The following is a 22,760-nucleotide window of genomic DNA, read 5'->3' on the forward strand; positions in this document are numbered from 1 at the left end:
TTTTGGCGCTGCTCCTCGTCGGAGCGCCGCTCGCGCACGCCGCGCCCGATCCGACCGCCTATGTCCGTGCCCGTGCCGCCGATGCCGAGGGCGCGGCACAGGCCGCCGCCGCGGGCTATGCCGAGGCGCTGGCCGCCGCGCCCGACGACGCGGTCATCGCATTGCGCGCCTATCGCCAGGCGCTCGCGGTGGGCGATTATGTCCTCGCCAGCCGCGCCGGTGCCGTGCTGGTCAAGGCGGGGGTTGCGCCGCCCGATGCCGCGGTGCTCGCCTTTGCGATTGCGCTGAAAAGCCGTGACGCCGTCGGGGCCCGGCGCGCAGCCGATCTGCTTGCCAAGGGGCCGTTCGACTTCCTCGCGCCGTCGCTCCGGGCATGGCTCGCCTTCGATCGCAGCGAGGACGCCGTCGCCTTGCTCGATTCCGCCCCCGGCGATGCGCTCGCGCGGCGCTACACCCAGCGGCACCGCATGCTGCTGCTGATCGCATCGAAGCGCACCCATGAGGCGATGGCGGCAATCGCCTCCGAACTCGCCGTCAGCGACAGCGAGGATGCCCGGATCGACGCGGCGACATTGCTCGGCGAGACCGGCGCGCGCGATTCCGCGCGCCAGCTGCTCGCCGGCGACCGCCCGGAATATGAGCGGCTGCGCAAACAGCTCGGCAAGCGCGACAAGCCCGATGCCGCGTTCGGCGCCTCGCGGATGTTCCTCGAACTCGCGGTCGAGATTGCCGGCGAGGACATGGAATCGCTGTCGGTGGTGCTCACCCGCGCGGCTTTGCTGCTCGATCCCCGCGACGACCGCGCCCGCCTGTTCCTCGCCGAGGCACTGTCGCGGGGCGGCTCGCACGATCTTGCGCTCGGCGTGCTGGCGGAAGTGGGCAAGGACAGTCCCTTCGTGCGCGGCGCGGCGGCGGGCCGTGTCGCGGTGTTGCGCCGCGCAGGCCGCACCGACGAGGCGCTGGCGCTCGCCGGAACGCTCGCCACCGGCGCGCAGGCGACCAGCGCTGACAGCGAAACCTGGGGCGACCTGCTCGTCGATCAGGGCCGCTTCGATCTCGCCGCCGCGGCCTATGGCGCCGCGATCGCGCGCGACGGCGGTCAGGATAATTGGCTGCTACACTATCTCCACGGCCGCGCGCTCGATCGTGCCGGCCGCTGGAGCGAGGCGCTGCCGGCGCTCCAGCGCGCAGTGGCATTGGGTCCCGATCAGGCGCCCGCGCTCAAATATCTCGGCTATGCGCAAGTCGCGCGCGGCGAGAACATCGCCGAGGCGCAGAAGCTGCTCGAGCGTGCCCGGGCGCTCAAGCCCGACGATGCCGAGATCGCCGATTCGCTCGCCTGGGCCTGGTACCAGAGCGGCGATGTCGCGAAGGCATTGCCCCTGCTCGAGCGCGCGGTGCAGGGCGATCCCGCCGCGGCGCGCGCCAACGAGCATCTCGGCGATGCCTATTGGCGGCTGGGGCGGCATTACGAGGCCCGCTATGCATGGCGCGCCGCGGCGCTCACCGCCGAAAACGACGCGACTGCGCGGCTCGATGCCAAGCTCGCGCACGGATTGAAGCCCCGGCCCAATTGATGCTGACCGAAATCGCGCGCGCCAAGCTCAACCTGGCGCTCCACGTCCGCGCCCGCCGCCCCGACGGCTATCACGAGCTGGAGACGCTGTTCGCGTTCGTCGAATTCGGCGACGTGCTGCGGATCGCCCCTGCCGAGGCGCCCGCTTTCCGGATCACGGGACCGTTCGCCGACAAGCTGACCGGCGAAGGCGATAATCTCGTCACGCGCGCCGCGACGCGTTTCGCCGAGGTATTCGGCGGCGGCGCCCACGCGATCGAGCTGGAGAAGCACCTGCCGGTCGCCTCGGGCATCGGCGGCGGCTCGACTGACGCGGCGGCGACCTTGCGTGCGCTGGCGAAGCTGCACGGCGTGGCACTCGACGATCCCCGGCTCTTCGCGATCGCCGACGCCCTGGGTTCGGACGTCCCCGCCTGCCTGCTGGGCAGGACTGCGCTGGGCAAGGGCAGAGGCGAGCAGCTTCAGCCGGTACCGGGCATGCCCGGCACACCGGTGTTGCTCGTAAACCCCCGCGTCGCGGTCTCCACTGCGGAGGTCTTCCGCCGCTGGGACGGCGTCGATCGTGGACCGCTCAGCCCCGATCCGCTCGCCGGCCGCAATGATCTCGAAGCCCCGGCCCGCGCGATTGCCCCGGTGATCAGCGAAGTGCTGGGTGCGCTCGCCGGACAGCCGGGGGTCATGCTCACCCACATGTCGGGTTCGGGTGCCACCTGTTTTGCGCTGTTTGAGAGCGAAGAGGCTTGCGCGAAGGCGGCTTCCAGTATCGCTCGCCCCGATTGGTGGCGCGTCGAGACCAGGCTCGCCTGAAAATTCCTCCCTCGCTCCGCAGGAGCGGGGGAGGGGGACCGCCGCCAAAGGCGGTGGTGGAGGGGGCGCAGCCGCAGGCAAATCGCTCGCGGCCAAGCCCCTCCCGTCATGCTTCGCATGCCCCCCGCTACGCGAGGGAGGAATGCTCGAGAACCTTCATCCCCTTTTCCCCGTCCACGCCACCAGCGCGTGCCGAATTCCCCGCGTCACCGGCGTGACCCGATGGATCATCCGCGACCGAAACAGCCGTCCTCCGCCGCGCGGCAGCGTCCGCACCAGCCCCATCGCCGGCGCGATCTCCAGCACGCCGCCTTCGTAATCGTCGGCATCGGAGAGTTCGACGGAAACCGAGATCCGTCGTTCCTCATAGCGATCGACCCCGGCATCCGAATGCCAGGTCTGGAAATGCGCGCCCGCGCAGTAGCGAACGAACTGAATGTCCTCGAATACCGGATCGACCTCGGTCTCGAACCGCACTGCGGCCTCGGCGAACAGCGTGTCGAGCCGCTGATAAATCCAGTCGGTCTCCCAATCGCGGGGCCAGTAACAGCGCTCGGCTTGCCGCGTCCGCGCATCGACATGATTCGCGGCGCCGTTCCACACCGTCGCCGGTTCGAGGGTTTCCCGCGCCGCAAGCGCAAGGATCGCCTCGCATTCTGAGGCATCGAACGCCTCGGGAAAATCGAGAAAGGGCAGGGCCACGTCTCTTGGCTAGGACGGCGCGTACCGAGAGACAATAGCGCGCGGAATGCCCCGTTTCGGCCGCGGGAAGTTCCCCTCTTGTTCCATGAGAACAAATGCTGTACATGCTGCACACGCAAGGTTGAACGCGGCAGTCAAACGCTCTAGCGACGGGGATATAAAATGGCAGCTTCCCTCAAGGTGATCGACGGCAACATGGCAGTATCCACGGACAAGCAGAAGGCGCTCGACGCCGCATTGGCGCAGATCGACCGCGCCTTCGGCAAGGGCAGCGCGATGCGCCTCGGCTCGAAGGAGACGATGCAGGTCGAGACGATCTCCACCGGCTCGCTCGGGCTCGATATCGCACTCGGCGTCGGCGGGCTGCCGCGCGGCCGCGTCATCGAAGTCTATGGCCCCGAAAGCTCGGGCAAGACCACGCTCGCGCTCCACGTCATTGCCGAGGCGCAGCGCGGCGGCGGCACCGCGGCGTTCGTCGATGCCGAGCATGCGCTCGATCCCGTTTACGCCAAGAAGCTCGGGGTCAATATCGACGAGCTGATCGTCTCGCAGCCCGATACCGGCGAGCAGGCGCTCGAGATCGTCGACACTTTGGTCCGCTCGAACGCGATCGACGTACTCGTCGTGGATTCGGTTGCGGCTCTGGTGCCCCGTGCCGAGATCGAAGGCGAGATGGGCGATAGCCATGTCGGCCTCCAGGCGCGCCTGATGTCGCAATCGCTGCGCAAGCTCACCGGCTCGATCAGCCGCTCGCGCTGCATGGTGATCTTCATCAACCAGCTGCGCATGAAGATCGGCGTGATGTACGGCAATCCCGAGACCACGACCGGCGGCAACGCGCTCAAATTCTACGCTTCGGTCCGCCTCGACATCCGCCGTACCGGCCAGATCAAGGACCGCGACGAGATCATCGGCAACACCACGCGCGTGAAGGTCGTCAAGAACAAGGTCGCGCCGCCGTTCAAGCAGGTCGAGTTCGACATCATGTACGGGCAGGGCATCTCCAAGATCGGCGAGATCCTCGATCTCGGGGTCAAGGCCGGGCTGGTCGAGAAATCGGGCGCGTGGTTCAGCTATGACAGCATCCGCATCGGCCAGGGCCGCGAGAATTCGAAGACTTTCCTCAAGGAAAATCCCGAACTCTGCACGCGCCTCGAAGCCGCGATCCGCAACCGCACCGATCAGGTCGCCGAAGGGCTGATGGCCGGTCCGGAGCCGGACGACGATCTCTGAGCGAATGCGGTTTCGCCTGACCCCATTAGTTTTTCGACCGCGCCGGCGTGAACCGCGCCAGCGGCGGTCACGGGCTCAGCCCATCGGAAGACCCGGCGCATTGCCCTGCGCCGGGTCTTTCCGTTTGTTGCTTATGGGCGCAACTTAATGAGCGAATCCGCGGGCAAAGTGCGAAGCTAAGGGAAGCCAATCCAACATGATCACGGTCCATCACCTCGAGAATTCACGCTCGCAGCGTGTCCTGTGGCTGCTCGAGGAGCTTGCGCTTCCTTATGCGGTGAAGCGCTATCGGCGGAACAAGGCGACGATGCTCGCGCCGCCCGAGCTGCGGCAGGTTCACCCGCTCGGCAAGTCGCCGGTGATCGACGATGACGGCCTCGTCGTCGCCGAGACCGGGGCGATCGTCGAACATCTGGTTGAAAAGGCCGACGGCCGCCTCGGCGCGCCCGCGCATCGCGACGATGCGCTGCGCTATCGCCACTTCCTCCATTATGCCGAGGGCTCGTTGATGCCGCCCTTGTACGTCAAGCTGGTGCTCGGCCGCGTCCCGCTGTTCGGCAAGGCCGCGCAGAAGAAGTACCAGCCGATGATCGACGTCCATCTCGATTATGTCGAAGCCGAGCTTGCCGCGCGCCCCTGGTTCGCCGGCAAGGACTTCACCGCCGCCGACATCATGATGAGCTTCCCGCTCGAAGCCGGAGCCAACCGCGCCGCCGCCACCGAAGGCCGCCCGCACATCGCCGCCTGGCTCCAGAAGGTCCACGCCCGGCCAGCCTATCAGGCGGCACTGAAAGCCGGCGGGCCTTATGCTTATGCCTAGGCCGGGGTTCTTCTCCTCTCCCAGTGGGAGAGAGAAATGAATGTCGATACAGCCTAACCCTGACCGTCATCCCCGCGAAAGCGGGGACCCAGCTCCTGAGCGAGCGGCAAAATGCACCGGCGCGCTCGTGGATAATGCTTGAGATGGGTCCTCGCTTTCGCGGGATGACGAAGAGAAATGCCCGTCGATCAAAGCAGGCGCGTGAACGGTTCGCAACCCAGCCGTCCGGCACGTTCAGATCGCAACCCTTGCAATGTAGGATTTCGTCTGCTTGCCTCGGGAAGCCGGAAGCCCGGCCGCTCTTTGACCTGGTTGATGCCCCGCAGCGGCGAAAAGTCCACGCAAGAAAGTTACGAGATCGACCGCGTTTCCGCCAACTGAGTCAATTTAAGCCTCGGCGACCAGCTCAGGCTGGAGGCTTGCCGTAATCCTCGAACCGTTCCTCGTCCCCGGCGAGCGGCGCGTGCGGCAACACGATCTCCGCATCGGGAGATTGCGGCGGATCGAGCTGCCCTTCCCAGCGCGCCACCACTGTCGCGGCGACGGCATTGCCGATCACGTTGGTCGCGGTGCGGCCCATGTCGAGGAAATGGTCGACGGCGAGGATCAGCAATATGCCGGCCTCGGGGATCTGAAAGTGCGACAGCGTGCCGGTGATCACCACCAGGCTTGCGCGCGGCACGCCGGCAATGCCCTTGCTGGTGATCATCAGCATCAGCAGCATCGTGATCATCGTCCCCCAGTCGAGGTGGATGCCGTAAGCCTGCGCGATGAAGATCGACGCGAACGTCATGTACATCATCGAGCCGTCGAGGTTGAACGAATAGCCGAGCGGCAGCACGAAGCTGGCGATCCGCGGCGGCACCCCGAACTTGTCGAGCGCTTCGAGCGTCCGCGGATAGGCGGCCTCGGACGAAGCGGTCGAGAAGCCGAGCAGGATCGGATCACGCAGGTAGCGCAGCAGCGTGCCGGTGCGCGGCCCGACGAACACGAAGCAGGCGCCGAGCAGCACCGCCCACAATGTGAACAGGCCAAGATAGAAGGTGCCCATGAAGTAAGCGAGGTCGCCGACCACGCCCAGCCCGCGTGTCGCCAGCGTCCGCGCCACCGCGCAGAACACCGCCACCGGCGCGAACAGCATGACATAGCCGGTGACCGTCAGCATCACCGCGACCAAAGCCTCGAGGCCGCGGACCAGCGGAGCGCCTCTTTCGCCCACCGCCGCGAGCCCGACGCCGAAGAATAGCGAGAAGATCACCAGCTGGAGGATGTCGTTGGTCGCCATCGCATCGATCGCCGAGGTCGGCACGATGTGGATGAAGAATTTGGCCGCGTCGAAGCCCGAGCGATCGACTCCGCTCGATGCCGCCGCGTCGGGCAGCGGCAAATTGAGGCCGACGCCCGGCTGGAGGAGGTTGACCAGCAAAAGGCCGAGGGTCAGCGAGACGAGGCTGGCGGTGACGAACCAGAAGAATGCCTTGATGCCCACCCGGCCGATCGCGCCGGTGCCGCCCATATGCGCGATGCCGACGACCAAGGTCGAGACCACCAAGGGCGCGATGATCATCTTAATCAGGTGGAGGAACATCTGGGTCGGTATGTCGAACCAGTAGCTGATCGCGGCGAGGCGCGCGGTTCCCGCCGCGGTGCCGTCGTCATAGGCGACATTCAGTCCCCAGCCGATCAGGCCACCCAGCAGCAGCCCGGCCAGAATGAACCACGTCAGTCGCTTACCCACAAGGATCCCCCAGGAAATGTTCGCGGCAGGGAAGGGGATTGTCGCGGCCGGGTCAAGCACCCTATCGCGGCCGTCCACGCAATTCTTGCCGGAGTCGTCCCGATGCTACACCCGCTTCGCCTCAGCCGCCGCACGCTGATCCGGGCGGCCGGCGCGGTACCGCTGCTGGCGCTACCGGGGGTGCTTCGCGCCGCCGATATCCATGTGTCGGACCTGAAGGACATCACCACCGGCGCGCAGCCGATCGGCCCCGGGGAACGCAAGGCGCGCATTGCCCGCGCCCAGGCGCTGATGCAGGCGAACGGCATCGGCGCGGTGCTGATCGAGCCGGGATCGTCGCTGATCTATTTCACCGGCGTGCGCTGGAGCCGCAGCGAGCGGCTGACCTGCGTCGTCCTCCCGGTCGAAGGCGAGCCGTGCATCGTCACGCCGTTCTTCGAAGAGCCCTCGGTCCGCGAGAGCCTCGCCATACCGGCGGAGGTGCGCGTGTGGCAGGAGGATCAGGATCCGCTCAAGGTGGTCGCCGGCTTCCTGAAGGATCGCAAGCTCGCCACGAAGCCGGTCGGGATCGAGGAGACCAACCGTTATTTCATCGTCGATGGGCTTCAGCGCGCGCTGCCGGGCGCCAGGATCGTCTCGGCCAATCCGGTCGTCCGCGGCTGCCGCATGATCAAGACCGCGCCCGAGCTCGCACTGATGCAGCTCGCCACCGACGTGACGATCGCCGCCTATCGATGGACATATCCCCGGATCACCGCGGGGATGACTCCGCAGGACATCGCTGCATTGATGAGCGCCGCGACCCGCAAGCTCGGCGGCTCGAACGAGTGGAACCTGATCCTGCTGGGCGAGGCTGCCGCCTATCCGCACGGCAGCGGCAAGCCCCAGAAGGTGGTGCCTGGCGAAGTCGTGCTGATGGACTGCGGCTGCAGCGTCCAGGGCTATCAATCCGACGTGTCGCGCAGCTTTGTCTTCGGCATCGCGAACGCCGAGCAGCGCAAGGTCTGGGACGTGGTCGCCCGCGGCCAGCAGATCGCGCTCGAGGCCGCGAAGCTCGGCGCGCCCGCCGGCTCGGTCGATGACGCGGTGCGCGGCTATTACACTTCGCTCGGCTACGGCCCGGACTACAAGCTGCCTGGCCTCTCGCACCGCACCGGCCACGGCATCGGCATGGACGGGCACGAGCCGGTGAATCTCGTCCGCGGCGAGAAAACCCGGCTCGCGCCCGGCATGTGCTTCTCGAACGAGCCCGGCATCTACATCCCCGGCAACTTCGGCATCCGCCTCGAGGATTGCTTCCATATGACCGAGACCGGCCCGAAATGGTTCAGCGTGCCGCCCAAGTCGATCGATCGCCCGTTCGAGTGAGCGAACCCGTTCCCGTCCTCGTCAATCGCAGCGGAGGCACTGCCGCGGCACGAGGCGAGGCGCTGAAAGAGGAGATCGAGAAGGCGTTCGCCGACGCCGGCGTGAAAATCGACCTCCAGCTCCTGTCCGGCCACGGCATGGCGGATGCGGTGGCGAAGGTCGCCGGCCGCAATCTGGTGGTGATCGGCGGCGGCGACGGCACGCTCGGCAGTGCAGCCGGAGCATTGGCGAAGAGTGGTTCGACGCTCGGCATCCTCCCGCTCGGAACACGCAACCACCTCGTCCGCGAACTCGGTATCCCGCTCAGGTTGCCCGATGCGGCGAGGCTCATTGCGAGCGGCACGCAGCGCCGGATCGATATCGCCCGCGTCAACGGCCATGTCTTCGTCAACAATGCGTCGATCGGCTTCTATCCCGATCTCGTCCAGCAGCGCGAAGGCATGGCGCTTCCCAAGAAACTGGCGGCATTGCCCGCCGCGGCGGCCGCGCTGCGGCGGATGCGGCACCGCCGGCTGCGGCTCGAAATGCCGGGGAGGGAGGAGCACATCGTCACGCCGATGCTGTTCGTCGGCAACAATCGCTATGTGCTCGAGGCCGGCAGGCTCGGTCAGCGCGCCGCGCTCGATGACGGCGTGTTGTCGGTCTATGCCGTCGCGTCACGCCGCCGCATGGCGCTGATCGGCTTCGCACTCCGGGCACTGATCGGCCGCGCCGACCCGGCCCGCGATTTCGCCGCGATCGGCGACACGCCCGAACTGCGCGTCACCGGCCCGAAGCGATGCATCGATGTCGCACTCGACGGCGAAGTGAAGTCGCTCGCCGTTCCGCTCGCCTTCACGCTCGATTCGAGAGCGCTCAGCGTCATCGCGCCGCTTGAGGAACGGGACTAGTTCCCCTACGTCGCACCCATGACGTCCACGAACGATATCCGCCGCAGCTTCCTCGACTATTTCGAAGCGCAGGGTCATGCCCGCGTACCCAGCGCGCCGCTGGTGCCGCACAACGACCCGACGCTGATGTTCGTCAACGCGGGCATGGTGCCGTTCAAGAACGTGTTCACCGGGCTGGAGACGCGTCCCTATTCGATCGCGACCAGCTCGCAGAAATGCGTCCGCGCCGGCGGCAAGCACAACGATCTCGACAATGTCGGCTACACCGCGCGCCACCACACCTTCTTCGAGATGCTCGGCAACTTCTCGTTCGGCGACTATTTCAAGGAGCAGGCGATCACGCACGCGTGGACGCTGCTGACGAAGGAATGGGGCATCCCGGCGGAGAAGCTGACCGCCACCGTCTATCACACCGACGATCAGGCATTCGACCTGTGGAAGAAGATCGCCGGCCTCCCCGAGAGCCGTATCATCCGCATCGCGACCAAGGACAATTTCTGGGCGATGGGATCGGACGGACCGTGCGGGCCGTGTTCGGAGATCTTCTACGATCATGGCGACCATATCTATGGCGGTCCTCCGGGGTCGCCCGAGGAGGACGGCGGCCGTTTCGTCGAGATCTGGAACCTCGTCTTCATGCAGTATCTGCAAGAGAACGACGTCCAGATCGGCGAACTGCCCAGGCCGAGCATCGATACCGGCATGGGTCTCGAGCGCGTCGCCGCAGTGCTCCAGGGCGTCCATGACAATTACGACACCGACACCTTCAAGGCGCTGATCGCCGAGAGTGGCGCACTCACCGGCGCTTCGACCACCGGCGACAACCAGGCGAGCCACCGCGTGATCGCCGATCACCTGCGCGCCTCGGGCTTCCTCGTTGCCGACGGCGTGCTGCCGGCGAATGAGGGCCGCGGCTATGTGCTCCGCCGCATCATGCGCCGCGCGATGCGGCATGCGCATCTGCTGGGTGCGAAGGACCCGCTGATGTATCGCATGGTGCCGAGCCTCGTCGCCGAAATGGGTGCCGCTTATCCCGAGCTCGTCCGCGCGCAGCCGCTGATCGAGGCGACGCTCCTGCAGGAGGAGACCCGCTTCCGCCAGACGCTCGCCAACGGCCTGCGCTTGCTCGACGAGGCGACCAAGGGGCTTGCCGAGGGCGATACGCTTCCCGGCGAAACCGCGTTCAAGCTCTACGACACCTTCGGCTTCCCGTACGACCTGACCGAAGACGCGTTGCGTGCCGACGGCATTTCGGTCGATCGCACCGGCTTCGACACCGCCATGGCCGAGCAGAAGCGCGCCGCGCGCGCCGCGTGGAAGGGCTCGGGCGACAAGGCCAGCGACGAGGTCTGGTACGACATCGCCGACGAACTCGGCGGCACCGAATTCACCGGGTACAGCAGCACCGAAGGCGAAGGCGAGGTCGTCGCGATCGTCAAGGATGGCGTCCGCGTCGACAAGGCGGGCGCGGGCGACAGCGTCACCGTCCTGACCAACCAGACGCCTTTTTACGGTGAATCGGGCGGCCAGATGGGCGATGCCGGCACGATCACCAACGACAAGATGCGCGCGGTAGTGGACGACACCTCCAAGCCGCTCGGCCGCCTGCACGCGCATCACACGAAGATAGAGAGCGGCGAGCTTTCGGTCGGCGATACCGTCAAGCTGTCGGTCGACGCCGTGCGCCGCGACCAGATCCGCGCCAACCACTCGGCAACCCACCTGCTGCATGCGGCACTGCGCAAGCGATTGGGCGGGCACGTCACCCAGAAGGGCAGCCTGGTCGCGCCCGATCGGCTGCGCTTCGACTTCTCGCATCCGAGCGCACTCACGCCGCAGGAGATCGCCGAGATCGAGGCCGACGTGAACGCGCAGATCCGCCATAACGAGAGCGTCGGCACCCGGCTGATGACGCCGGAAGACGCTATCGAGGCGGGCGCGATGGCGCTGTTCGGCGAGAAATATGGCGACGAGGTCCGCGTGCTCTCGATGGGCCGCGGCGATGATCAGCATTATTCGGTCGAATTGTGCGGCGGCACCCATGTCAATGCGACAGGCGACATCGCGATCTTCAAGATCGTCTCGGAGAGCGCGGTCTCCTCGGGCATCCGCCGCATCGAGGCGCTGACCGGCGAAGCCGCACGGCAATGGCTCAACGTCCGCGACGAACGGCTGAAGGAAGCGGCCGCGGCGCTCAAGTCCTCGCCCGACGAAGTGCCGGCGCGCGTCGCCGCCTTGGTCGAGGAACGTCGCCGGCTCGAGCGCGAGCTGGCCGATGCGAAAAAGGCGTTGGCGCTGGGCGGCGGCGGGGCCGCCGCTCCGGCAGGTCCCGAGCAGGTGGGCGGAATCAATTTCGTCGGTCAGGTGCTCGACGGACTAGATCCCAAGGCACTTCGCGGCGCGGTGGACGAAGCCAAGGCGCGGATCGGCGGCGGCGTCGTCGCGCTGGTGGCGGTGAATGACGGTCGCGCCTCGGTCGCGGTCGGCGTCAGTGACGGGCTCGGGCTGAGCGCGGTGGATCTCGTCAAGACCGCAGTCGCGGTGCTGGGCGGGCAGGGTGGCGGCGGCCGTCCCGACATGGCCCAGGGCGGCGGTCCTGACGGCGCAAAAGGCGCCGAGGCGATCGAAGCGGTCAAGGGCGCCCTCGCCGGAGCTCGCGAGGCCGCCTGACGCTGTCGTGGCAGCGCCGTTTCTCGTTTACAGCCCGAGCTTGTAGCCGTCCTCGGGCTTCACCCACAGCACGCGCTGGGTCATTTCGGGATGCGCTACGCCGTCGAGCGTCACCTCGGCCTTGAACGCCGCGCCGTCCGGCGCCTCGCGTGCGCAGCCCATCTTGTCGAGCATGGGCGTGATCGAGCCGACGACCTGCGTACGGATCGCGCTCGCCATGGCCTCGTCGAGCGGCTTGCCGTCCATCTGGAACTTCGCGGCGTCGAAATCGGCCTTGCGGATCGGCCCGCACAGCGCGCCGTCCTTCACCATGCCCGGCGCCTTCACTTCCATGGTGATCAGCGGCTGCGGTGCCACGACCAAGGTCGTGGTCGATTCGAAGCTGCCGTCGGGATTCACCTTGTAGCTGCTCAGCGCCATGCACGTCTTCTTCTCGACATTGGGATTGGCGCACTGGAGCTTGCCGGCCTTGGCCGAGGCCAGCGGATCGGCGGCGGCTTGCGGCGCCGCGCTCGCCAGCAGGAGGAAGAACGCTTCGATCATCGGTCGGACTCCATCATGGAAAGGCTCAGCGCCCCACTGCATAGCCCTCGCTGCGGGCAACCCAGGCAACGGGTTGGGCGAGTTCGGGATGCGCGACGCCGTCGAGCGTCACGATCATGCGCGTCACGCCGTCTTCGGTGCGGTCCTGGGTGCAGCGCTTCTTGCCCTGCAGCGGTTGTACCGAGTTGAGCACCTGCAGCCGCATCGCCTGATCCGCATTGGGCGCCATCCGCTTGCCGTTGCTCAGCAGCGTGCCGTTCTGGAAATCGCTGGCACGGATCATCACGCAGACGCCGCCTTCCTCGATCCGGCCAAAGGTCTTGTAGCGCAGCAGGATGCCCGGGTCGCCCGAGACGAGGCCGGCCACCGTCGCATCGAAGCTGCCGTCGTCGGCCACCTGATAGCGGATGATCGTGCGGCAGGTGAGCCTGGCCGGATTGGGCGCGACGCAACGAAGTTTGCCTTCCCGCGCCGGCGCCAGCGGGTCGGCAGGCGTGGCGGGTGCGGATTGTCCCGCGAGCAGGCCGGCAAGCAACAGGGCAGCGATCATGGGCAATGCTCCTAAACTATGGGCGTTGGATGCGCGCTCGCGCGTCGCCTCGCAAGCCCTGTGCTACCCGGCCGCATCGCTCTGCCGTACGCGTCGCAGCCGGGGTTCGCGATCGAGGTCCGACGCCGCCTTGATCGACTTGCGCATCTCGTCGCGCTTCTCGTGGATAGACGCGATCACCGGCCCGACCGCCATGCCGAGATCGACGAGCACCGCTTCGGAGAGCTGGAGCGAGCTTTCGAGCGTTTCGGGCACGGCATCGGTCGCGCCGGCCTTGTAGAGCTCGGCGGCATGATCGGCGTCGCGGGCACGCGCGATGATCGGCAGGTCGGGCACCCAGCTCCGCACGCGCTTGGTGAGGCGGACGGTGAGCACGGGGTCGTCCATCGTCAGTACCAGCGCCTTGGCGTAACCGAGCTTGAGCTGGTCGACCAATTCGCTGCGCGTCACGTCGCCGAACAGCACCGTATACCCGTCCTTCCGCGCCGCATTGACGTTATCGATATCGGCATCGACGCCGAGATAGGGCAGGTTATGCCGCCGCAGCATGTCGGCGACGGTCCGCCCGACACGGCCGAAGCCGATTACCACCGCACCGGGGCTCGTCTCGTCCACCGCGATCGGCGCGGCATCGTTCTCCTGCTGCTCGATGAGGCGGGAGAAGAGCTGGCCGGCCTTGGCGAGGAGCGGCGTGGCGGTGAGGCCGATGGCAGTGACGGTGGTCCAGAAAGCCGCAGTCGTCCCCGAGATCAGGCCCGCCGCGCCGGCCACGCCGAGCACGATCAGCGTGGTTTCGGAGGGGCTCGCCATCAGTACGCCGGTTTCGGTCGCGGTGCCGGTGCGCGCGCCGGACAGCTTGAGCAGCCCGGTGGTGACGGCGACCTTGACCACCATCACCATCACCGTCGCGCCCAGCAGCGACGCCCAGTTGGCGAGCACGAAGCCGAGATCGAGCCGCATGCCCACGGTGATCAGGAACACGCCGAGTGCGAGGCCCTTGAACGGCGCGGTGATCGCTTCGACCTCGCCATGATATTCGGTTTCGGCGATCAAGAGGCCTGCGATCAGCGCGCCGACGATCGGCGACAAGCCGGCGGCAGTGGTGGCGAGGCTCGCGGCGATCACGACCAGCAGGCTGGCGGCGAGGAAGAGCTCGGGACTCTTGGTGCGCGCGGCCTGCGCGAACATGCGTGGCAGCAACAGCCGCCCGCCGACGAACAGGATGGCGACCGTCAGCACGCCCATGCCGAGCGTGGCCAGCAGTCCTGCCGCGCCGGCGACGCCGGGTGCGGGCGAGAGCGCGCCGAGCATGAAGATGATCGGAACGAGCGCCAGATCCTCGAACAGCAGCATGGCAAATGCCGCTCGGCCCACTGCGCTCGTGGTTCCGGCAATGGGAACCACCAAGGCGGTCGAGGACAATGCCAGTGCCAGCCCGAGCCCGATGGCGCCGCCGGTGCTGAGGCCAGTGAGATAGAGTGCCGCGGCGAGGATCAACCCGGCGCAGGCGAGCTCGGCTGCGCCAACGCCGAACACCAGCGTGCGCATCGCCCATAATCGCTTGAACGAGAGCTCGAGCCCGATCGAGAACAGGAGAAGGATGATCCCGAACTCGGCGAAGGGCTCGATCGAATGGGCGTCGGAGATGGTGAAATAATAGAGCCAGGAGTTCTGACTGACCAACGAGCCGAGCCCGAAAGGGCCGACCAGCGCACCGACGAGAATGAACCCGATCACCGGGCTGATACGAAAGCGCGCGAAGGCGGGGATCACCAGTCCGGCCGCACCGAGGATGACTAGTGTATCGCTGAATCCGGTGTTGGTCAGATTGAGCATCAGCTGATCGGCGCGCTAAATTGACTCACTTGTCCAAAACGCGATTCATCTCGCAATTTTGTTTCGTGAAATCGGAGGTCGAAGGGCAGGTGGGAAGTGGAGCGAGCCATGCCGAATATGCCAGCATGTCTATTCCTACATTGCAACCCGCGGTGACCGGAGATTAGCTGCAAGACGCACCCGGCCGTCACCGGCGACATCCGCCGCCGCTCGTCGCGAGCAAAAAAAAAGGGGCGACCGCGGCCGCCCCTTTTCATTCTGCGTGGCGCGCAGCTTATTGCCAGCTGCCCATTTCGTTCTCGAGGTTGACGCGAACCGTCTCGAAGAACTGCTCGGTGGTCATCCAGGCCTGATCGGGTCCGATCAGCAATGCGAGGTCCTTGGTCATCGCGCCGCTCTCGACGGTCTTGATGCAGACCTTCTCGAGCGTCTCGGCGAAGCGCGTCACGTCCGGCGTGTCGTCGAACTTGCCGCGATACTTCAGGCCGCCGGTCCAGGCGAAGATCGAGGCGATCGGATTGGTCGAGGTCGCCTTGCCCTGCTGGTGCTGGCGATAGTGGCGCGTGACGGTGCCGTGCGCCGCCTCGGCCTCGATCGTCTTGCCGTCGGGCGACATCAGCACCGAAGTCATCAGGCCTAGCGAGCCGAAGCCCTGCGCGACCTGGTCCGACTGGACGTCGCCGTCATAGTTCTTGCACGCCCAGACGAATTCGCCGTGCCACTTGAGCGCGCTGGCGACCATGTCGTCGATCAGGCGATGTTCGTAGACGATGCCGGCCGCCTGGAACTTGTCCTTGAACTCGGCTTCGAACACGGCCTGGAAGATGTCCTTGAAGCGCCCGTCATAGGCCTTGAGGATCGTGTTCTTGGTCGAGAGATAGAGCGGCCAGCCGCGGCCGAGGCTGTAGTTCATGCTGGCGCGGGCGAAGTCGGTGATCGATTCGTCGAGATTGTACATGCCCATCGCGACGCCCGCGTCGGGGAAGTTGAACACTTCCTTCTCGATCGTCTCGCCGTTCTCGCCTTCCCATTTCATGGTGAGCTTGCCCTTGCCGGGCACCTTGAAGTCGGTCGCCTTGTACTGGTCGCCGAAGGCATGGCGGCCGACGACGATCGGGCGGGTCCAGCCGGGGATCAGGCGGGGGACGTTCGAGATCACGATCGGCTCGCGGAAGATCACGCCGCCCAGGATGTTGCGGATCGTGCCGTTGGGCGACTTCCACATCTCCTTGAGGCCGAATTCCTCGACGCGCTGCTCGTCCGGGGTGATCGTCGCGCACTTCACGCCGACGCCGTACTGCCGAATCGCATTCGCCGAATCGATCGTGATCTGATCGTTGGTCTCGTCGCGCTTCTCGACGCCGAGGTCGTAATATTTCAGGTCGATGTCGAGATAGGGGAGGATCAGGCGCTCGCGAATCCACTGCCAGATGATCCGCGTCATCTCGTCGCCGTCGATCTCCACGACCGGCGTTGCAACCTTGATCTTCGCCATGTGCTCGCTTTCCTGTTTAGGGTTTGGGCGAGCGTCTAGGGCGATGGGGGAGGGGGATCAAGCGGCCTTGGCGGCGCTCACTTCTTCCACGCCCACCAGAGCTGCGCCGGGGGCAGGTTCCACCATTCGACCGCGTGATCGATATGCTCCCAATAGGGCGTCAGGAAGTTCCGCACCTTGGGATTGTATTGGTAGACGAGGAACGCGCCGTCCTTGCGCAGGATGTCGTGCGTCGCATGGGCGATCGCATCGCCCACGCCCGTCGGGAGCGTCGAGAAGGGCAGGCCCGAGGCGATGTAATCGGCATGCTCGAAGCCATGATCGGCGATGATCCGCTTGATGTCGGCCGCCGAGTCATTGATCGCGATGAAGCGGGGATCGTCGATCGTGTGCTTGAGATAGCGGATGAAATCCGGGTTGGTGTCGATCACGATCAGCTTCGCGTCGGGGGCGAGGCGCTCGAGAATCGTGCGGGTGAAAGTGCCGACGCCGGGGCCGTATTCGACGAACAGCTTGCAATTGTCCCAATCGACCGGGCTGAGCATGTGCCGCACGAGCCGCTGCGACGAGGAGGCGATCGCGCCCACCATCACCGGATGCTTGAAGAAGCCCTTGAGGAACATGACCCAGGGCGAGGACACTCCGGCGGCGCGCATGCTTGCACGGCGGCGCTTTGCGGAGACGGTCGATGCGGGCATGGGAGTCCTTTGCAGCTTTCGTGGCAATCAGTGCGCACGCGCTTTCGCGAAAACGAACGAACATTCAAGCGCAGCAGTTGCTTTAATCGGGGACAATCTGCCCCCGAACTCGAACAGTGTGGCGCGCAGATACACCAGCCGCGGCGTCCCGCAAAGCCGAACTGCAACAATCAGGTCGAGGGGAGGGTGCGGCCGGTATGTTGCGTCTCCGCGGTCGCCGAACCCGGGCAGCAATTAAGCGGCACGGAAACTCGCGCCGCCGTCTAGGAAATGCGGCCATGTGCCGCTACACCGCGCCGCATGGCATCCCTCGACAAGCCTTCCGTCGGTACCTCGACCGTGAAGTGGCGCTTTCCCGACATTCACCCCGAAGGGCGCAAATATGTGCTGATCGCCGGCGCGATCGCGCTGGTCAGCCTGTTCGTATGGGATTTCATCACCTGGCCTTTGGTGTTCCTGACGCTGGGCGTCGCGGCCTTCTTTCGCGATCCCGTGCGGGTGACGCCGCAGGGCGAAGGATTGATCGTCTCGCCCGCCGACGGGCTGATCACGATGATCGAGCGCGTGACGCTGCCGCCGGAGCTTTCGGGCCCGCATGCGCTGGGCGATGGGCCGATGCTGCGGGTTTCGGTGTTCATGAGCGTGTTCGACGTGCACATCAATCGCACCCCGATCACCGGCACGATCCGCCACGTCATCTACATCGCAGGCAAGTTCATGAACGCCGACTTCGACAAGGCGAGCGAAGAGAATGAGCGGCAGTACATCATCGTCGAGGACAAGAACGGGCAGCGGATCGGCTTCACCCAGATCGCCGGCCTCGTCGCGCGCCGGATCGTCAGCTTCGTCAAGGCAGGGGACATGGTGGTCGGTGGCCAGCGCGTCGGGCTGATCCGTTTCGGCAGCCGTGTCGACGTGTTCATCCCCGAAAGCTACGGCGTCGAAGTCGCGCTCGGCCATCGCGCCATCGCCGGCGAGACCATCCTCGCGCGCAAGGGCGCAATGCGCGCGACCGGCATCGCGCAATGAAGCCGCCCCGCGCGGGCAGGCTTCCAAGGCGGCCGCGCCGCGAGGGCGGCATCCCGCTCCGCGCGGTGCTGCCGAATACGGTCACGGCGCTCGCGCTCTGTTCGGGGCTGACCGCGATACGCTTCGCGATCCTCGGGAATTGGGAAGTCGCGGTGCTGCTGGTCCTGGCCGCGGCGGTGTTCGACGGACTCGACGGCAAGATCGCCCGGCTGGTGCGCGCGGAGAGCCGATTCGGCGCCGAGCTCGACAGCCTCTCCGATGCGATCTCGTTCGGCGTGGCGCCCGCGCTGATCCTCTATCTCTGGTCGCTCAACGGGCTGGGCCGGTTCGGCTGGATGGTCGCCTTGCTGCTCGCGCTCTTCTGCGCGCTGCGCCTCGCGCGGTTCAACGCCAATATCGACCAGGAGCACCAGCCGCATAAATCCGCCGGTTTCCTCACCGGCGTTCCCGCGCCGGCGGGCGCGCTGCTGGCGATGACGCCGCTCTATCTGTGGCTGTGGACGGGGGAGGCGCTGCTTCGCACGCCGATCGTGATCGCGCTGTGGACCGCGTTCATCGCCGTGCTGCTGATATCCAGCATCGCCACCTTCGCACCGGCGGTGCGGATCAAGCAACGGATCCGCTTCGAGGCGGTGGCGCTGCTGGTGGTCTTCGTCGCGGCCCTGGTCTCGGCGCCCTGGCCGACGCTGGCGCTGCTCGCGATCGCCTATCTGGCGACGATCCCATTCAGCGTACGCAGCTATCGCCGGGTCATGCGGCTGCGCGCAGCGGCGCCCGCACCGGCATCCGAGCCTGAACCGCCCGCACCGTAACCCGGCTGAGCCGCGGCGGAAGGGCGGGAAACGTCGGCACCGGACCAAACAGCGCCTCGAAGCGATGCAGCTGGGGCCGGATGCTGGCGTAGAGAGTCCATGCTGCCGCCATGAAGGCCGAGCCGAACAGCAGTGCAATGGCGATCCCAGTCATCAATCGGCTCCCAATTCCGCATCCGAACTGCGGGAATTCAATGATTCCAACATCTTGACGAGGCGAGGCGTTCCATGCCCCGCTTCTGAGCCCTTTATGTTCCGTTAACGTTCTGCTGTCAACACGATGTTCACAGATTGTTCTGCTTGCATAGGGGCGAGCGTTCGGCTAAGCGCGCCGCCTCAACCCGCATGGGAAGCATCATAAACCGGTGCCACGGCGCTTGCCTGGTCACTCGCTTCCCAGAGGCTCAACCGGAAGGAGTTATCCCTATGGCGGCACCTGTCGTCACCATGCAGCAATTGCTCGAATCGGGCGCGCACTTCGGTCACCAGACCCACCGCTGGAACCCGAAGATGAAGCCCTACATCTTCGGCGATCGCAACGGCGTCCACATCATCGATCTTTCGCAGACCGTGCCGCTCTTCGCGCGCGCTCTCGAGTTCGTGAACTCGACCGTCGCCGCCGGCGGCAAGGTCCTCTTCGTCGGCACCAAGCGCCAGGCGCAGGAGCCGATCGCCGAGGCAGCCCGCCGCGCGAACCAGCATTTCGTCAACCACCGCTGGCTGGGCGGCATGCTCACCAACTGGAAGACCATCAGCAACTCGATCAAGCGCCTCAAGACGCTCGAGGAGCAGCTTTCGGGCGACACGCACGGCCTGACCAAGAAGGAAGTGCTCCAGCTCACCCGTGAGAAGGACAAGCTCGAGCTTTCGCTCGGCGGCATCCGCGACATGGGCGGCGTTCCCGACATCATGTTCGTGATCGACGCGAACAAGGAAGAGCTGGCGATCAAGGAAGCCAACACGCTCGGCATCCCCGTCGTCGCGATCCTCGATTCGAACGTGAGCCCGGACGGCATCGCCTTCCCGGTTCCGGCGAATGACGACGCCTCGCGCGCCATCCGTCTCTACTGCGAAGCCGTGGCGATCGCCGCGACCCGCGGTGGCCAGGAGCAGCAGCGCAACCAGGGCTTCGACTTCGGCGCCGCCGAGCAGCCTCCGGTCGAGGAAGCGCTCGTCGCCCCGGCTCCGGTCGCTGAAGAAGCGCCCGCCGCCGACGCGCCGGTCGTGACCGCCGAGGAGTTCGAAGCTCCTGCCGCCGCCGCAGAGGCCGAGGCTCCTGCCGCTGCCGAAGAGCCCGAGGCTCCCGCCGCCGCGACCACGCCCGAACAGGCCGAAGAGGGCGAGCGTCAGATCGACGCCTGATCCCGTCATCCAACCGTAATGGGGGCGGGGCAGGGCATCACGCACTGCTCCGCCCGATTTTTAGCTGAGGAATAGAACATGGCCGAGATCACTGCAGCAGCCGTGAAGGAGCTCCGCGAAAAGAGCGGCGCCGGCATGATGGATTGCAAGAAGGCGCTCACCGAGACCAATGGCGACCTCGAAGCCGCCAGCGATTGGCTGCGCTCGAAGGGCCTTGCCGCCGCCGCCAAGAAGTCGAGCCGTACGGCCGCTGAAGGCCTGGTCGGCGTCGCGGTTGCCGGTACCAAGGGCGTCGCCGTCGAAGTCAATTCGCAGACCGACTTCGTCGCCAAGAACGAGATCTTCCAGAACTTCGTCCGCGAAGTGACGTCGATCGCGCTCGAAAAGGGCGACAGCGTCGATGCGATCAAGGCTTCGCCGATGGCTGCCGGCGGCAGCGTCGAGGAAGTGCTGACCGCGAACATCGCGACGATCGGCGAGAATCAGGTTCTCCGCCGCGCGAAGAAGGTCGAAGTGACCAACGGCGCCGTGATTCCCTATGTCCACAACGCGGCGGCCCCCGGCCTCGGCAAGATCGGCGTGCTCGTCGCACTCGAATCGGATGCCGGCGTCGACGTGCTCGAGCCGCTCGGCAAGCAGCTGGCGATGCACATCGCGGCCGCCTTCCCGCTGGCGCTTTCGGTCGAGGGCCTCGATCCGGACGTCGTCGAGCGCGAGGCTGCGATCCTGCGCGAGAAGAACGCCGAGAAGATCGTCGGCAAGTCTGCCGAGGTGGCCGAGAAGATCCTCAACGGGCCGATCGAGAAGTTCAAGAAGGAGAACGCGCTGCTCACCCAGGCGTTCGTCATGGACGGCAAGACTCCGGTTCAGGACGTGATCGCCAAGGCCGGCAAGGATGCCGGCGCGTCGATCGTGCTCAAGGACTATGTCCGCTTCCAGCTCGGCGAAGGCATCGAGAAGGAAGAGAGCGACTTCGCGGCCGAGGTTGCGGCGACCGCCGGTCTGACCAAGTAAATCCACTCTCCCTCCCCCCTCGAGGGGAGAGGGTTGCGCAGACTTGGGCTCGAAGAGCCTTAGTCGGAGCTGGGTGAGGGGTGAGCGGCTCCGGCGGAGCCGCGCGAGGCTTTGCCTCGCTCTACCCCTCACAACCTYCGCTAGGCAGCAAGCTGCCAAGCTGCGGTATCCTCTCCCCTATCAAGGGGAGAGGGGATATAGAGTGTTGTTCCTGCGGCGCGGCACCTCTAAGGTCCGCGCCGCTTCGCTATTCGCCTCATATCCAAGGCTCAAATGACCGCTCCCCGCTTCAAACGCATCCTTCTGAAACTCTCGGGCGAGGTCCTGATGGGCTCTGGCCAGTTCGGCATCGATCCTGCCACTTGCGACCGCGTGGCGGCCGAAGTGAAGGAAGCCGTGGAGACCGGGCTCGAGGTCTGCATGGTCGTCGGCGGAGGCAATATCTTCCGCGGCCTGGCGGGCGCGGCGCAGGGCTTCGATCGTGCGAGCGCCGATTACATGGGCATGCTCGCGACCGTCATGAACGCGCTCGCGATGCAAAACGCGATGGAGAAGATCGGCGTCCAGACGCGCGTCCAATCGGCGATCCCGATGGCGAGCGTATGCGAACCCTATATCCGCCGCCGCGCCGAGCGGCACATGGAAAAGGGCCGCGTGGTGATCTTCGCCGCGGGCACCGGGCTGCCCTTCTTCACCACCGACACCACCGCCGCGCTGCGCGCCGCGGAGATGAACTGCGACGCTCTGTTCAAGGGCACTTCGGTCGACGGCATCTATGATGCCGATCCCAAGAAGGTGCCGACCGCGAAGCGTTATGATTCACTTAGTTACGATCGCGTCCTCGCAGACAATCTGAAGGTGATGGACGCGTCCGCCGTGGCCCTGTGCCGCGACAACAACATCCCGATCGTGGTGTTCAACATCCGCGACGAAGGCAATCTCTCTGCCGTGTTGCGCGGCGAGGGCGCCTCGACGATCGTCCGGAACGAACCCGCTTCGGCCTGAACCAGAACCTGAACAGGAGAGCCTTGAAATGGCCGCTTACGACAAGGCAGATCTCGAGCGCCGCATGGCCGGTGCGGTCGAGGCGCTCAAGCACGACCTCCAGGGCCTGCGCACGGGCCGCGCGTCGACGACGTTGCTCGATCCGGTGAGTGTCGAGGTCTATGGCTCGCACATGCCGATCAACCAGCTCGCCAGCGTCTCGGCGCCCGAGCCGCGCATGCTTTCGGTGCAGGTGTGGGACAAGACCAATGTCGGCCCGGTCGACAAGGCGATCCGATCGGCCGGCCTCGGCCTCAACCCGATCGTCGACGGCCAGACCTTGCGCCTGCCGATCCCCGATCTGACCGAAGAGCGTCGCAAGGAGCTCGCCAAGTTGGCGAACCAATATGCCGAGAAGGCGCGTATCGCCGTGCGCAACGTCCGTCGCGACGGCAATGACAGCCTCAAGACCGACGAGAAGAAGGGCGTGTTCGGCGAGGACGAGCGCAAGCGCCACGAGACCGAGGTCCAGAAGCTGACCGACAGCACGATCGCCGAGATCGACGCCGCGGCGGCGAGCAAGGAAAAGGAAATCCTGGGCAAGTGACGCCGGGCATTCGCCATTCTTCGATG

21 protein-coding genes are annotated in these 22,760 nt (G+C 66.0%); 13 read left to right on the top strand and 8 right to left on the bottom strand.

Annotation, left to right across the window (positions count from 1 at the left end; genetic code table 11):
• Positions 1 to 2 precede the first annotated feature (2 nt).
• Complete coding sequence (locus ASE13_RS05995; protein WP_156404753.1) at positions 3 to 1,577, top strand: tetratricopeptide repeat protein; 1,575 nt, start codon at positions 3 to 5, stop codon at positions 1,575 to 1,577.
• Complete coding sequence (locus ASE13_RS06000) at positions 1,577 to 2,383, top strand: 4-(cytidine 5'-diphospho)-2-C-methyl-D-erythritol kinase (protein ID WP_056612652.1); 807 nt, start codon at positions 1,577 to 1,579, stop codon at positions 2,381 to 2,383. The genes ASE13_RS05995 and ASE13_RS06000 overlap by 1 nt, the downstream gene beginning before the upstream one ends.
• A 156-nt stretch (positions 2,384 to 2,539) precedes the next feature.
• On the opposite strand, the gene ASE13_RS06005 is transcribed toward ASE13_RS06000, so the two are convergent.
• Complete coding sequence (locus ASE13_RS06005) at positions 2,540 to 3,085, bottom strand: 2OG-Fe(II) oxygenase (protein WP_056612653.1); 546 nt, start codon at positions 3,083 to 3,085, stop codon at positions 2,540 to 2,542.
• A 162-nt stretch (positions 3,086 to 3,247) separates the two neighbouring features.
• Here ASE13_RS06005 and recA point away from each other — a divergent pair, with 162 nt between their 5' ends.
• Positions 3,248 to 4,318 carry a recombinase RecA gene (recA, locus tag ASE13_RS06010; RefSeq protein WP_056612655.1) on the top strand — a complete coding sequence of 357 codons (1,071 nt, stop codon included), beginning with the start codon at positions 3,248 to 3,250 and terminating at the stop codon, positions 4,316 to 4,318.
• 196 nt (positions 4,319 to 4,514) lie between these two features.
• Positions 4,515 to 5,138, top strand: coding sequence for a glutathione S-transferase family protein (locus ASE13_RS06015; protein WP_056612657.1), 624 nt, complete (start codon positions 4,515 to 4,517; stop codon positions 5,136 to 5,138).
• Between the two features lie 406 nt (positions 5,139 to 5,544).
• Here ASE13_RS06015 and ASE13_RS06020 read toward each other — a convergent pair whose 3' ends face one another.
• Positions 5,545 to 6,876 carry a dicarboxylate/amino acid:cation symporter gene (locus ASE13_RS06020; RefSeq protein WP_056612659.1) on the bottom strand — a complete coding sequence of 444 codons (1,332 nt, stop codon included), beginning with the start codon at positions 6,874 to 6,876 and terminating at the stop codon, positions 5,545 to 5,547.
• A gap of 102 nt (positions 6,877 to 6,978) precedes the next feature.
• Between ASE13_RS06020 and ASE13_RS06025 the strand changes: the two genes are divergently transcribed.
• From ASE13_RS06025 to alaS, 3 genes are read left to right on the top strand one after another with little or no spacing between them, the layout of a single operon-like run.
• The gene (locus ASE13_RS06025; RefSeq protein ID WP_056612661.1) at positions 6,979 to 8,244 is read left to right on the top strand and encodes a M24 family metallopeptidase; all 1,266 of its coding nucleotides are present in this window, start codon (positions 6,979 to 6,981) and stop codon (positions 8,242 to 8,244) included.
• Positions 8,241 to 9,134: a diacylglycerol/lipid kinase family protein gene (locus ASE13_RS06030; protein WP_056612663.1), complete on the top strand. Its 894-nt coding sequence runs from the start codon at positions 8,241 to 8,243 to the stop codon at positions 9,132 to 9,134. Before ASE13_RS06025 ends, ASE13_RS06030 begins: the two co-directional genes overlap by 4 nt.
• 18 nt (positions 9,135 to 9,152) lie before the next feature.
• Positions 9,153 to 11,804: an alanine--tRNA ligase gene (gene alaS, locus ASE13_RS06035; RefSeq protein ID WP_056612665.1), complete on the top strand. Its 2,652-nt coding sequence runs from the start codon at positions 9,153 to 9,155 to the stop codon at positions 11,802 to 11,804.
• A 27-nt stretch (positions 11,805 to 11,831) separates the two neighbouring features.
• Here the strand turns inward: alaS and ASE13_RS06040 are convergent, their stop codons facing one another.
• The 5 genes from ASE13_RS06040 to ASE13_RS06060 all read right to left on the bottom strand — a co-directional run bounded on the left by ASE13_RS06040 (position 11,832) and on the right by ASE13_RS06060 (position 16,926).
• Complete coding sequence (locus ASE13_RS06040; protein WP_056612667.1) at positions 11,832 to 12,347, bottom strand: hypothetical protein; 516 nt, start codon at positions 12,345 to 12,347, stop codon at positions 11,832 to 11,834.
• Positions 12,348 to 12,372: 25 nt separating this feature from the next.
• Positions 12,373 to 12,897: a hypothetical protein gene (locus ASE13_RS06045; RefSeq protein ID WP_056612669.1), complete on the bottom strand. Its 525-nt coding sequence runs from the start codon at positions 12,895 to 12,897 to the stop codon at positions 12,373 to 12,375.
• A gap of 63 nt (positions 12,898 to 12,960) precedes the next feature.
• Entirely contained in the window at positions 12,961 to 14,733 is a 1,773-nt protein-coding gene (locus tag ASE13_RS06050; protein WP_056612671.1) for a cation:proton antiporter, read from the bottom strand.
• A 274-nt stretch (positions 14,734 to 15,007) separates the two neighbouring features.
• Positions 15,008 to 16,228 carry an NADP-dependent isocitrate dehydrogenase gene (locus ASE13_RS06055; protein ID WP_056612673.1) on the bottom strand — a complete coding sequence of 407 codons (1,221 nt, stop codon included), beginning with the start codon at positions 16,226 to 16,228 and terminating at the stop codon, positions 15,008 to 15,010.
• Between the two features lie 77 nt (positions 16,229 to 16,305).
• The gene (locus tag ASE13_RS06060) at positions 16,306 to 16,926 is read right to left on the bottom strand and encodes a class I SAM-dependent methyltransferase (protein ID WP_056612675.1); all 621 of its coding nucleotides are present in this window, start codon (positions 16,924 to 16,926) and stop codon (positions 16,306 to 16,308) included.
• 300 nt (positions 16,927 to 17,226) lie between these two features.
• On the opposite strand from ASE13_RS06060, the gene ASE13_RS06065 reads away from it, so the two are divergent.
• A complete protein-coding gene (locus ASE13_RS06065) occupies positions 17,227 to 17,955 on the top strand; it encodes a phosphatidylserine decarboxylase (RefSeq protein WP_056612677.1) in 729 nt (242 codons plus the stop codon).
• Positions 17,952 to 18,767, top strand: coding sequence for a CDP-diacylglycerol--serine O-phosphatidyltransferase (pssA, locus tag ASE13_RS06070; protein WP_056612679.1), 816 nt, complete (start codon positions 17,952 to 17,954; stop codon positions 18,765 to 18,767). The genes ASE13_RS06065 and pssA overlap by 4 nt, the downstream gene beginning before the upstream one ends.
• On the opposite strand, the gene ASE13_RS19750 is transcribed toward pssA, so the two are convergent.
• Positions 18,706 to 18,921, bottom strand: coding sequence for a hypothetical protein (locus tag ASE13_RS19750; protein ID WP_156404755.1), 216 nt, complete (start codon positions 18,919 to 18,921; stop codon positions 18,706 to 18,708). The two genes, pssA and ASE13_RS19750, sit on opposite strands and share 62 nt — an antisense overlap.
• 272 nt (positions 18,922 to 19,193) lie before the next feature.
• Here ASE13_RS19750 and rpsB point away from each other — a divergent pair, with 272 nt between their 5' ends.
• The 4 genes from rpsB to frr all read left to right on the top strand — a co-directional run bounded on the left by rpsB (position 19,194) and on the right by frr (position 22,734).
• The gene (gene rpsB / locus ASE13_RS06075) at positions 19,194 to 20,129 is read left to right on the top strand and encodes a 30S ribosomal protein S2 (protein WP_056612680.1); all 936 of its coding nucleotides are present in this window, start codon (positions 19,194 to 19,196) and stop codon (positions 20,127 to 20,129) included.
• A gap of 78 nt (positions 20,130 to 20,207) precedes the next feature.
• Complete coding sequence (tsf, locus tag ASE13_RS06080; protein WP_056612682.1) at positions 20,208 to 21,143, top strand: translation elongation factor Ts; 936 nt, start codon at positions 20,208 to 20,210, stop codon at positions 21,141 to 21,143.
• A 273-nt stretch (positions 21,144 to 21,416) separates the two neighbouring features.
• The gene (gene pyrH, locus ASE13_RS06085) at positions 21,417 to 22,148 is read left to right on the top strand and encodes a UMP kinase (RefSeq protein ID WP_056612684.1); all 732 of its coding nucleotides are present in this window, start codon (positions 21,417 to 21,419) and stop codon (positions 22,146 to 22,148) included.
• Positions 22,149 to 22,176: 28 nt separating this feature from the next.
• Complete coding sequence (frr, locus tag ASE13_RS06090) at positions 22,177 to 22,734, top strand: ribosome recycling factor (protein ID WP_029724523.1); 558 nt, start codon at positions 22,177 to 22,179, stop codon at positions 22,732 to 22,734.
• Positions 22,735 to 22,760 lie beyond the last annotated feature (26 nt).

The organism is Sphingomonas sp. Root241 (assembly GCF_001428865.1).
Classification (GTDB): Bacteria; Pseudomonadota; Alphaproteobacteria; order Sphingomonadales; family Sphingomonadaceae; genus Sphingomonas.